At 33.3% G+C, this 12978-nt stretch carries 7 protein-coding genes; 3 read left to right on the top strand and 4 right to left on the bottom strand.

What is annotated here, in order from left to right; translation table 11 throughout:
- Positions 1-117 precede the first annotated feature (117 nt).
- From rpoB to RM697_RS12955, 3 genes are all read left to right on the top strand, one after another.
- On the top strand, positions 118-3930 hold the full coding sequence (gene rpoB / locus RM697_RS12965) for a DNA-directed RNA polymerase subunit beta (protein WP_311428332.1): 3813 nt from the start codon (positions 118-120) through the stop codon (positions 3928-3930).
- 27 nt (positions 3931-3957) lie between these two features.
- Positions 3958-8259, top strand: a complete 4302-nt coding sequence (gene rpoC, locus RM697_RS12960) for a DNA-directed RNA polymerase subunit beta' (protein ID WP_311428331.1) — start codon at positions 3958-3960, stop codon at positions 8257-8259.
- 125 nt (positions 8260-8384) lie between these two features.
- Positions 8385-8699, top strand: coding sequence for a DUF3467 domain-containing protein (locus RM697_RS12955; RefSeq protein WP_311428330.1), 315 nt, complete (start codon positions 8385-8387; stop codon positions 8697-8699).
- A gap of 138 nt (positions 8700-8837) precedes the next feature.
- Here the strand turns inward: RM697_RS12955 and RM697_RS12950 are convergent, their stop codons facing one another.
- The 4 genes from RM697_RS12950 to RM697_RS12935 form a co-directional block, all read right to left on the bottom strand.
- Complete coding sequence (locus RM697_RS12950) at positions 8838-9074, bottom strand: (4Fe-4S)-binding protein (protein WP_311428329.1); 237 nt, start codon at positions 9072-9074, stop codon at positions 8838-8840.
- 178 nt (positions 9075-9252) lie between these two features.
- Entirely contained in the window at positions 9253-11118 is a 1866-nt protein-coding gene (locus RM697_RS12945; protein WP_311428328.1) for an OmpA family protein, read from the bottom strand.
- An 11-nt stretch (positions 11119-11129) separates the two neighbouring features.
- A complete protein-coding gene (locus tag RM697_RS12940; RefSeq protein ID WP_311428327.1) occupies positions 11130-12068 on the bottom strand; it encodes a PorP/SprF family type IX secretion system membrane protein in 939 nt (312 codons plus the stop codon).
- Positions 12068-12978: T9SS type B sorting domain-containing protein (locus RM697_RS12935; protein WP_311428326.1), on the bottom strand; the 911-nt coding region annotated here is incomplete at its 5' end. The genes RM697_RS12940 and RM697_RS12935, both read right to left, overlap by 1 nt.

Here is a 12978-nt window from a genome sequence, read left to right as displayed (position 1 = left end):
TAACCTACAAAATTTGGTTTAGGTCTTTCGAGATACTCGAAATGACCTAAACCCTTTTGTGTATATGATCCCAACATATACACCATTAATTTTTTTTAATAAAAATCTCGTTCATCAATGTTAGCAAAAACAGCTGAAAGAATTAATTTCTCGTCTATTGTAAATAGAACAGATTACCCAGACTTTTTGGATATCCAAATTAAATCCTTCCAGGATTTTTTCCAGTTAGAGACAAAGTCAGAAGAAAGAGGAGCAGAAGGGTTGTACAATACCTTCATGGAAAATTTTCCTATTACAGATACTCGTAACCAATTCGTTTTAGAATTTCTGGATTACTTTATAGATCCACCAAGATATTCTATCGAAGAATGTATAGAAAGAGGCTTAACATACAGTGTGCCTTTAAAAGCAAGGCTAAAGCTATATTGTACAGATCCAGAACACGAAGATTTTGAAACCATCGTGCAAGATGTATATTTAGGTACAATCCCTTATATGACGCCAAGTGGTACGTTTTGTATAAATGGAGCAGAACGTGTTGTTGTATCTCAATTGCATAGATCTCCCGGAGTATTCTTTAGTCAGTCATTCCACGCCAATGGTACAAAGCTTTATTCAGCAAGAGTTATTCCTTTTAAAGGATCTTGGATAGAATTCGCTACAGATATCAATAGTGTAATGTATGCCTACATTGATAGAAAGAAAAAATTACCAGTTACAACGTTATTCCGAGCAATCGGTTTTGAACGTGATAAAGATATACTTGAAATATTTGATCTTGCAGAAGAGATTAAAGTTTCCAAAAGTGGTCTTAAAAAAGTTATTGGTCGAAAACTAGCGGCTCGTGTTTTAAATACTTGGCACGAAGATTTCGTAGATGAAGATACTGGAGAAGTAGTTTCTATAGAGCGTAACGAAATCGTATTAGATCGTGATACAGTTATCGACAAAGAAAATATTGAAGAGATTTTAGAAGCTGATGTTAAAACGATTTTACTTCATAAAGAAGAAAGTCAGTCTGCTGATTATGCAATTATCCATAATACACTTCAAAAAGATCCAACAAATTCTGAAAAAGAAGCTGTAGAACATATTTACAGACAATTACGTAATGCCGAGCCGCCAGATGAAGAAACTGCTCGTGGTATTATTGATAAATTGTTCTTTTCAGATCAACGTTACAACTTAGGTGAAGTTGGACGTTATAGAATGAACAAGAAACTGCAGTTAGATATAGATATGGATAAGAAGGTTCTTACCAAATTAGATATCATAACAATTATTAAATATTTAATAGAGTTAATCAATTCTAAAGCAGAGATTGATGATATTGATCACTTATCTAACCGTCGTGTACGTACAGTAGGTGAGCAGTTATCTTCTCAATTTGGTGTTGGTTTAGCTCGTATGGCACGTACTATTCGTGAACGTATGAATGTTCGTGATAATGAAGTATTTACTCCAATAGATTTAATTAATGCTAAGACTTTATCGTCTGTTATTAATTCTTTCTTTGGTACAAATCAGTTGTCTCAATTCATGGATCAAACCAATCCATTAGCAGAGATTACACACAAACGTCGTCTATCAGCTCTTGGACCTGGAGGTCTATCTAGAGAGAGAGCAGGATTCGAGGTTCGTGATGTTCATTATACACACTACGGAAGATTGTGTCCTATTGAAACACCAGAAGGACCAAACATTGGTCTTATTTCGTCATTATCTGTATTTGCTAAAGTGAATTCTATGGGATTCATTGAAACGCCATATAGAAAAGTTGAAGATGGCGTTGTGGATATTAAAAATGCACCAACGTATTTAAGTGCTGAGGAAGAAGAAGAACAGATGATTGCCCAAGCAACTGTTGAAGTTGATGGAAAAGGAACAATTCAGCATGATAAGGTAATTGCTAGACAAGAAGGTGATTTCCCAGTGATAGAACCAAAGAATGTTAATTATACTGATGTAGCGCCTAACCAGATTGCTTCAATTTCAGCATCATTAATTCCATTCTTAGAACATGATGATGCCAACCGTGCATTAATGGGATCTAACATGATGCGTCAGGCCGTTCCGTTATTACGTCCAGAGGCACCTATTGTAGGTACAGGATTGGAGCGTCAAGTAGCATCAGACTCTAGAGTATTGATTAATGCTGAAGGTGATGGTAAAGTAGAGTATGTAGATGCTGATAAAATTATCATAAAGTATAAACGTACTGATGAAGAAGCTATGGTGAGCTTTGATAGCGATACTAAAGAATATCCTTTAGTTAAGTTTAGAAAAACAAACCAAGGTACTTCAATTAACCTAAAAGCCATTGTTAAAAAAGGTGATAAGGTAACAAAAGGTCAAGTACTTTGTGAAGGTTATGCAACTCAGAATGGAGAATTAGCCCTTGGACGTAACATGAAAGTGGCCTTTATGCCATGGAAGGGTTACAACTTTGAGGATGCTATTGTGATCTCTGAAAAAGTAGTTAGAGAGGATGTATTTACATCAATACATATTGATGAGTATTCATTAGAAGTTAGAGATACCAAATTAGGAAATGAAGAATTGACTAATGATATTCCTAACGTTTCTGAAGAGGCAACTAAAGACCTTGATGAAAATGGTATGATTAGAATTGGAGCTGAGATAAAGCCAGGTGATATTCTTATTGGTAAGATTACACCAAAAGGAGAATCTGATCCAACTCCAGAAGAAAAATTACTTCGTGCAATTTTTGGTGATAAAGCAGGTGATGTAAAAGATGCATCGTTAAAAGCATCTCCATCTCTTAATGGAGTTGTGATTGATAAGAAACTATTTGCAAGAGCTATCAAAGATAAGCGAAAGAGAGCTCAAGATAAAGAAGATATCGAGGCATTAGAAAATATTTACGATAAGCGTTTTGATGATCTAAAGGATATTTTAGTAGAAAAACTTTTTGCAATAGTAAATGGTAAAACTGCTCAAGGAATATTTAATGATCTTGGAGAAGAAATCATCCCCAAAGGGAAGAAGTATACGCTTAAAATGTTAAATGCTGTTGATGACTATACACACTTAACAACAGGGAAATGGACAACTGACGATAAAACAAATAATCTTGTTAAGGATTTAATCCATAATTACAAGATTAAAGAAAATGATCTTCAAGGATCCTTACGTCGTGAGAAATTTACAATTTCAGTTGGTGATGAGTTACCTTCAGGTATCATCAAATTGGCTAAAGTTTATATTGCTAAAAAACGTAAACTTAAAGTTGGAGATAAAATGGCAGGACGTCATGGTAACAAAGGTATTGTTGCACGTATCGTTCGCCAAGAGGATATGCCATTCTTAGAAGATGGAACTCCTGTTGATATTGTTTTAAATCCACTTGGTGTACCATCTCGTATGAACATTGGACAGATTTACGAAACTGTTCTTGGTTGGGCTGGTCAAAATTTAGGTAAAACATATGCAACACCAATTTTTGATGGTGCTACACTAGAACAAATTAATGGATATACAGACGATGCTGGTGTACCAAGATTTGGTCATACACATTTATATGATGGTGGAACAGGAGATCGTTTCGATCAAGCAGCAACTGTTGGTGTTATTTATATGATTAAACTTGGTCATATGATTGACGATAAGATGCACGCACGTTCAATAGGACCTTATTCATTAATTACGCAACAACCATTGGGTGGTAAAGCACAATTTGGTGGTCAGCGTTTTGGTGAAATGGAAGTTTGGGCATTAGAGGCATATGGAGCCTCTAGTACACTTAGAGAGATCCTTACTGTGAAATCTGATGATGTAATTGGTAGAGCCAAAACTTACGAAGCTATCGTAAAAGGCGAGCCAATGCCAGAACCAGGATTACCAGAATCATTCAATGTATTAATGCATGAGCTAAAAGGTCTTGGATTAGACATCAGATTAGAAGAATAATTATAAAATTTATTTCAACCATATATTATGGCAAGAAAACAAGATAAGAATACAGTACAGAGATTTAATAAAATCTCAATTGGTTTAGCTTCTCCTGAGTCTGTTCTCGGAGCATCTCGTGGTGAGGTTTTAAAACCAGAAACTATTAATTATCGTACGCACAAACCTGAACGTGATGGTTTGTTCTGTGAGCGTATTTTTGGTCCTGTAAAGGATTTTGAATGTGCTTGTGGTAAATATAAAAGAATTCGTTATAAAGGCATTGTTTGTGATCGTTGTGGTGTTGAAGTAACCGAAAAGAAAGTACGTAGAGATCGTGTAGGACATATTAATTTAGTTGTTCCTGTAGCACATATCTGGTACTTCCGTTCATTACCAAACAAAATAGGTTACCTCCTTGGATTACCATCTAAGAAATTAGATATGATTATTTATTATGAGCGATATGTAGTTATCCAGCCAGGAACTGCTGTTAATGCTGAAGGTGAACCTGTTCAAAAAATGGATTTCTTAACTGAAGAAGAGTATTTAAATATTTTAGAAGCGCTTCCTCAAGAAAATCAATATTTAGACGATACTGACCCTAATAAATTTATTGCTAAGATGGGAGCTGAGTGCCTTATCGATTTATTAGCAAGAATTGATTTAGATCAATTATCATACGATTTAAGACATAAAGCAAATAACGAAACGTCTAAACAACGTAAAACAGAAGCATTAAAACGATTACAAGTTGTAGAAGCTTTTAGAGATTCTAATTTAAATAGAGAAAACAGACCAGAATGGATGATCATGAAGGCTGTTCCTGTAATTCCACCAGAATTAAGACCATTGGTACCTTTAGATGGTGGACGTTTTGCAACATCTGATTTAAATGACTTATATCGTCGTGTAATCATTCGTAACAATCGTCTCAAAAGACTTGTTGAGATAAAAGCACCAGAAGTTATTTTACGTAATGAAAAACGTATGTTACAAGAATCGGTAGATTCGTTATTTGATAATACTCGTAAATCATCTGCAGTAAAAACAGATTCTAATAGACCATTAAAGTCATTATCAGATTCACTAAAAGGTAAGCAAGGACGTTTCCGTCAAAACTTACTTGGTAAGCGTGTTGATTACTCTGCACGTTCTGTAATTGTTGTAGGACCAGAATTAAAATTATTTGAATGTGGATTGCCAAAGAATATGGCAGCAGAACTTTACAAGCCTTTTATTATTAGAAAACTAATAGAAAGAGGTATTGTAAAAACTGTAAAATCTGCAAAGAAAATTATAGATAGAAAAGAGCCTGTTGTTTGGGATATCTTGGAGAATGTTCTTAAAGGACATCCAGTATTACTAAACCGTGCGCCTACGTTACACAGACTTGGAATCCAAGCATTCCAGCCTAAGTTAATTGAAGGTAAAGCAATTCAATTGCACCCATTAGTTTGTACGGCTTTTAATGCCGATTTCGATGGTGACCAGATGGCTGTGCACTTACCTTTAGGACCAGAAGCTATTTTAGAAGCGCAATTATTGATGTTAGCATCACATAATATTCTAAATCCAGCAAACGGTTCTCCTGTAACTGTACCTTCTCAGGATATGGTTCTTGGTCTTTACTATATGACTAAGCATAGAAAATCTACAAAAGATTTAAAGATTGTAGGTGAAGGTTTAACATTCTATTCTCCAGAAGAAGTAACTATTGCTTACAATGAGAAGAAGGTTGATTTAAATGCGGGAATTAAAGTAAGAACTCAAGATTTTAACGAAGAAGGAGAATTAACTACTCAAATTATAGAAACTACTGTTGGTCGTGTACTTTTCAACGAAAAAGTACCAGCTGCTGCAGGTTATATTAATGAAGTATTAACTAAGAAATCTTTAAGAGAGATTATTCATGGTATTCTTAAAAAGACAAGTGTTCCTGAAACAGCTGAGTTTTTAGACGAAATTAAAACACAAGGCTATAAATTTGCCTTTCAAGGTGGTTTATCATTTAGTTTAGGTGATATTATTATTCCAGCTGAGAAGCAAGGAATGATTGATAAAGCCAACACTAAGGTAGATGGTATTATGGGTAACTATAATATGGGACTTATTACCAATAACGAACGTTACAACCAAGTTATTGATATATGGACGTCTACCAATGCTGAGTTAACTGAGCTTTCAATGAAGCGTATTAGAGAAGATCAGCAAGGATTTAACTCCGTGTTTATGATGCTTGATTCTGGAGCTCGTGGATCTAAAGAACAGATTCGTCAGTTAACTGGAATGCGTGGATTAATGGCTAAACCAAAGAAATCTAATGCAGGTGGTGGAGAAATTATTGAAAATCCAATTCTTTCTAACTTTAAAGAAGGACTTTCAATTTTAGAATATTTTATTTCTACTCACGGTGCACGTAAAGGTCTTGCTGATACAGCACTAAAAACTGCTGATGCTGGTTACTTAACTCGTCGTCTAGTAGATGTTTCTCAGGATGTAATTGTATATGAAGAGGATTGTGGTACATTAAGAGGAATTGAAGTGTCTTCATTGAAGAAAAATGATGAGGTTGTAGAAAAATTAGAAGATAGAATTGTTGGTCGTACATCATTAAATGATGTCTATAATCCATTAACTGAAGAATTACTTGTTGAGTCTGGAGGTCATATTGATGATATCATAGCTAAGAAAATACAGGATTCTCCTGTTGATACAATAGAGGTGCGTTCACCACTCACATGTGAAGCTAAAAAAGGTATATGTGTTAAGTGTTATGGTCGTAACCTAGCAACAGGTAAAATGGTTCAGCGAGGTGAAGCTGTTGGAGTAGTAGCTGCACAATCTATTGGAGAACCAGGTACTCAGCTTACACTAAGAACATTCCACGTTGGTGGTATTGCAGGTAACATTTCTGAAGAGAATAAATTAGCTGTTAAGTTTGATGGTGTTGCTGAAATTGAAGATCTAAAAACTGTAAAAGGAACTGATAGTTCTGGTGAAGAAGTTGACATTGTTATTTCTCGTACATCGGAATTAAAATTAGTAGACGCTAAAACAGGTATTGTTTTAAGTACTAATAATATTCCTTATGGTTCTACAATTTTTGTAAAGAATAAAGCTAAACTCAAAAAAGGAGATATTGTTTGTCAATGGGATCCATATAACGGTGTCATTATTTCTGAGTTTGCAGGTAAGGTTCGTTATGAAAATATAGAGCAAGGTATTACCTACCAAGTTGAGATTGATGAACAAACTGGTTTCCAAGAGAAAGTAATATCAGAATCTAGAAATAAGAAGTTAATTCCGACATTACATGTAGAAGATAAGAAAGGCGAAATAATTCGTTCTTACAACCTTCCTGTTGGAGCTCACTTAATGATAGATGATGGAGAAACTATTAAGATTGGTAAGATCCTAGTTAAGATACCTCGTAAATCTGCAAAAGCAGGTGATATTACAGGTGGTCTTCCTCGTGTAACTGAATTATTTGAAGCGCGTAACCCTTCTAATCCTGCTGTAGTAAGTGAGATTGATGGTGTTGTATCATTTGGTAAAATTAAGCGTGGAAATAGAGAAATTATCATTGAGTCTAAGCTAGGTGATATTAAGAAATACTTGGTGAAGTTATCTAATCAGATTCTTGTTCAAGAAAATGATTATGTAAAAGCTGGTATGCCATTATCTGATGGTTCTATTACACCTAATGATATTTTAAATATTAAAGGCCCTTCAGCTGTACAACAATACTTAGTTAACGAAGTACAAGAAGTATATCGTTTACAAGGTGTGAAGATTAATGATAAACATTTCGAAGTTGTTGTAAGACAGATGATGCGTAAGGTTAGAATAATCGATTCTGGAGATACAATCTTCTTAGAAAATCAATTAGTTCATAAATCTGACTTTATTGAAGAGAATGATGCTATTTTCGGAATGAAAGTCGTTGAAGAAGCGGGAGATTCAGAGAATTTAAAAGCTGGACAAATCATTACATCTAGAGAGTTAAGAGATGAAAACTCATTACTAAGAAGAGAAGATAAGGCGTTAGTTACTGCAAGAGATGCAAATCCTGCTACGGCTACACCAATTCTTCAGGGTATTACGAGAGCATCACTTCAAACAAAATCATTTATTTCTGCAGCATCGTTCCAAGAGACTACAAAAGTACTTAACGAAGCAGCAGTGAATGGTAAAGTTGATACTTTAGAAGGACTTAAAGAAAATGTTATTGTTGGTCATAGAATTCCTGCTGGTACAGGAGTTAGAGACTACGAGCATATTATAGTAGGTTCTAAAGAAGAATTTGATGAGATGATGAAGGCTAAAGAAGAAATGAATTACAACTAGTTTGTAGTTATTCTCGCGAAAGCGAGAGTATATAATATAAGCCTTCATTCTGATATAGTTTGAAGGCTTTTTAATAAATAAATTAATCAAACTTCCATTATCATGGAAGCATAAACAAGTTTAATATGGCAGAAGATAAAAAAACTAAAAAAGGACAAATAAATATAGAATTAGATGAGAAAATTGCAGAGGGAACCTATTCTAACCTTGCAATCATCAATCATTCAGTTTCTGAATTTGTTGTAGATTTTGTAAATATTATGCCTGGAGCTCCTAAGAGTAAAGTGAAGTCTAGGATCATATTAACGCCACAGCATGCTAAGCGTTTACTTAAGGCATTAGGAGATAATGTAAAGCGTTTTGAAAAAGCCCATGGTGAAATCAAAGATTACGAGCAGCCTCCAATTCCATTGAATTTTGGACCAGCAGGACAAGCATAAAGAATTGGAGCTGTTCGACTTGTTCGCAACAGCAGCCTCCAATTCCATTGAATTTTGGACTAGCAGGTCAAGCATAAGAATAAAAAAACCTTTGAAATTAATCAAAGGTTTTTTTGTAAGCGATTCTATTTAGATCTACTAAGCTACATCTTGAGAAATATTTTTAAAAAAACTTAGTGCGCCAGATGGACATTTCCTTACTTGATTTATAATTTTTTCTGAAGGTTCAGCATCTAAATCAATCCATGGTATTACAGATTGTCTAAAAACTTCTGAGAGTTCTTTGGCACATTTGCCAGCGTTAATACACTTGCAAGGTTCATAAGTTACTGTGATATCTTCATTGCTGAAGACATTGGCGTTAAGCTGTTTCATAAGTAGATCAATTTGGGGTTGATTCTTAGTTTAAAGTAATAGTTGTTCTCTAGGAGTTATTATTTTAACGACTAAATGTAATAAATAATCGGTAAAATACAATATTTTAACATTCAAATCGATGAACGGTAATCGATGAAAAGTTCAAAATTGTAGGAAAAATTTCTGATGAATACTTTTATTTTATAATTATAAACTCACATCTCCTATTTACGGCGTGTTCGTTTTCAGTACAGTTTTCACCACAATTTACTAGTAATTGACTTTCGCCATATCCAATTGAGGTTAATCTTGAAGCGTCAATACCACTGGATACTAGATATTCTAATGCAGATTGCGCTCTATTCTTAGATAACTTTAAATTGTACTCAATGGAGCTCCTGTTATCTGTATGTGCTCCTAATTGTACTTCCATTCTTGGATATTTTTTCATAAGATCCACCAGTACATTTAAGGTTCTTGCTGCTTGTGTTTTAATGTCCCATTTATCTAAGTCAAAGTATATATTTTCCAATTCAATATATACATAACCATCTTCTTTTTCAACAATAATTTCTTCAGCATCATCATAGGATTCTAATTCTAGTTCTATATTTAATTCAATTTTACCAGAATCATCAGTATTGAAATCAACATTTTCAGGAATGTATAGAGGTTTAAATCCTTCAATCTTATAATTTGAATTAGGTTTAGCTCTAAAAATATACCTTCCATTTTCGGCAACTTTAAATGAATCAATTACAGTATTATTCTCGTCAAATAAAGTGATAATAGTATCTGGTAATAAATCTTGAGAATTTTTATCTCTAACAGTACCTTCAACAATAAATGCTTTCAAGTTCTCCTCTCTGTTAAATACATATAAGTTATCTGTCCCATCTCTGTTTGATGATAGGAATCCTTTATTTTTAGTAACATCAACTACAAATGAAAAATCATCTGTATTTGTATTTAGCGATTCACCTAAATTAAGAGGTGTGTCCCAATTTTTTTCGTTTTTTTCAGACATAAAAATATCTAGTCCACCAAAACCTAGATGGCCATTAGAAGAAAAGTATAGAATATTTTCTTTACTATAATAAGGGAATTGTTCTCTATGTTTTGTGTTGATTTTAGATCCTAAATTCACAGGTTCACCAAATTCGTTATCAATAATATCTACATAATAAATATCAAAAGAACCAAAGCCATTAGGCATATCGCTAGAGAAGTAAAGTCTATTGTTTTTCTCATCTAGAGAAGGATGTTGCGTTGAATATAAATTACTGCAAAATGGAAGCTCTTGTGGTTTAGACCAAGTGTTTTCTTCTAATGTGCTCATGTAAAGTTTTACAGTTGCAATTTTCTCTTCACCTACTTCAAACCGTTTAGAGTTTGTTCTAGAAAAATAAATTGTTTTTCCATCTTCGGTTAGTAAGGCATTACTTTCGTGAGTATTAGAATTAATTATATTATTGAGTGGCACAAGATTAACAATTGTTCGATTATCAGTTAATTTTCCTTTGTACAGATCTAGGTATGGTTTGTTATTCCATTTATAGTTTTTAGTATTGTTCTTTCTGGAAGAAGAAAAGATTATTTGGTCTCCAAAATAGTTCATACCAAAATCTCCAGGTTCATTACCTTCTTCAATTTTTTTTACACTATAAGTAAAAGGAACACCACTTTTTAGAATTTCAATAAAATGATCTGTACTAAATGGTTTTGAATTAACTTTACTAATTACAGAGTCTGCCATTTGCACTTTATTTGCACCATATAAGGCATGTGCAAACCTAAAATTAACTTTTTCTAAAAATCCTGAGTTGTTGACTTTAGAGGCTTTAATATAAGCGAAAGAGGCTTTCTCCATTAAACTATTAAAGTAATAACAGTCACCTAATTTAATTAGAGATTCCTTATCATTTGCAACTTCTTCAAATAATAATGCAGCCTTTATATAAGCTCGTTCATTGAATAGCTTATTTGCTTTTATAAGCTTAGAATCTTGACTACTTGCCAACTGACTAAAACATATCAAAATTAAAATAAGTCTATAATACATGGTATGTAATTTTAAAAGAATCTTGGTGATTTATCATATCCTTTTCCTGATTTTGAAAGATCAAATAAAAACATGACCTCATGTGTACCTGAATTAAATCGTCCTAAATTTGAAACTGTATAATCGTAAGCATAACCAAGTCGAACAGAATCCGATATTCTAAGGTTAAATAATCCACTAATTCCATCATTTATTCTGTATGCTAAACCGAATTCTAATTTATCATTTAATAATACATTTGAGGTTAAATCTAATGTTAACGGAGCTCCAACAACTGATTTGGCCATGAATGCAGGTTTAAGCTTTATATTTTCGTTTATATTAAATACATAACCACCTGTAGTAAACATATGGAGAGCTTCTGAACCTTCAGTTACAATGCCACTATTGTCATCAAGGTGTTTAGATTGTAATAAGTTCGGAATAGAAAACCCTAAATAAAAACGATCTGTAAAATAGAATGCACCTGTACCAATATTAGGGAATATTCTATTTAAATTTTCTGCAAAAGCTGGGTCTGGTAGAGGGTCTGAATATACAAAGCCATTAAAATTAGTTGAGAAAAATGACAGACCAGCTTTAATACCTAAAGATAATTTGGCTTTTTCACTAACTGGAAAAACATAATTGAGATCAAAAAATAAATTGGTGTCTTTTACAACATCTCCAATTTGATCATGAACTATAGAGAGACCTCCTTCTAATTTTTCAGCTATAGTACTATGAGCAAAAAAGGAAACTGTATTTGGAGCTCCAACAGCTCCAACCCATTGCGATCTATAAAGTAATCCAAAGTTTATATTATCTTTATCATCAGTAGCATAGGCAGGATTAATAACATTCATATTATACATATACTGCGTATATTGCGCATCTTGTTGAGCGTCAATTTTCATGACAATTATTATATTGAAAAGTATAAATAGTAATATGTGTTTTGTATTTATCATTATCTGCTCAAATAAACTCTACCTTGTACAGCTTCTTTAATACCATCGTTAAATTCTAGTATATAGAAATAAACACCTACTGGTACAATTCCACTTCCTATTCGGCTTGTAGTTGTGGTTCCATTCCAAAGAGGCGAGTTTATATCTCCTTCGTAGAGTTTGTTTCCGTTTCTATTATAAATAGTTAATTTAAAGTTTGGATATAATTCTTCTAAATTTCGAATTAAGAATGTGTCGTTAATGGTATCTCCATTAGGGGAAAATCCATCAGGAATTATTAAGTCTTCTTCACATGGACCTATATTGGCAATAACTTCTAGGCGCTCAATACTAACACAACCATTATCTGTAATAATAGATGCAAAATAGCTTTCACCATCAATTAATATATCATCAACATTAAGCAATGTACCACCTATTGGAGCTGAATACCATTCAATTGTTCCACTAGAGGTAATATTGTTGGATAGGTCTTGAATTGTAGCGTTATCGCTTGGGCAAAAGAAGTTTCCATCAACTAAGATTTCAGGAGTAATAGTTTCAAATACCTCAAAACTAGATGGTAAAATAGTACTTAAATCTGCTGTACAATTAGAATTGGCATTTAGAAACGCAGTAATATTAAATTCATAAATTCCTGGATTTTCTAAACTATTATTAGATATTGTAAAGTTGGCGTTACCGTTTGTCACAATTAGATTTATCATTCCTGAAAATGAATCAGGTCCTGTAATAGTGTAAGAAATTGAATAATTATCATCTAAAAGTAAGATCATATTTGAGAGAGAAATATCTAAATCTTGTCCAGAACATAAATTGAGAATATTAATTTCTAATCCAGAAACATTAGGATTTTCTATAAATGAAACCATTACCTCTGCAGAATCAGATAAGTTACACTCAGGCTGAT

It is taken from the genome of Microcosmobacter mediterraneus (assembly GCF_031846265.1).
GTDB lineage: Bacteria > Bacteroidota > Bacteroidia > Flavobacteriales > Flavobacteriaceae > Microcosmobacter > Microcosmobacter mediterraneus.
This window is presented reverse-complemented; position numbering and strand designations above follow the sequence as displayed.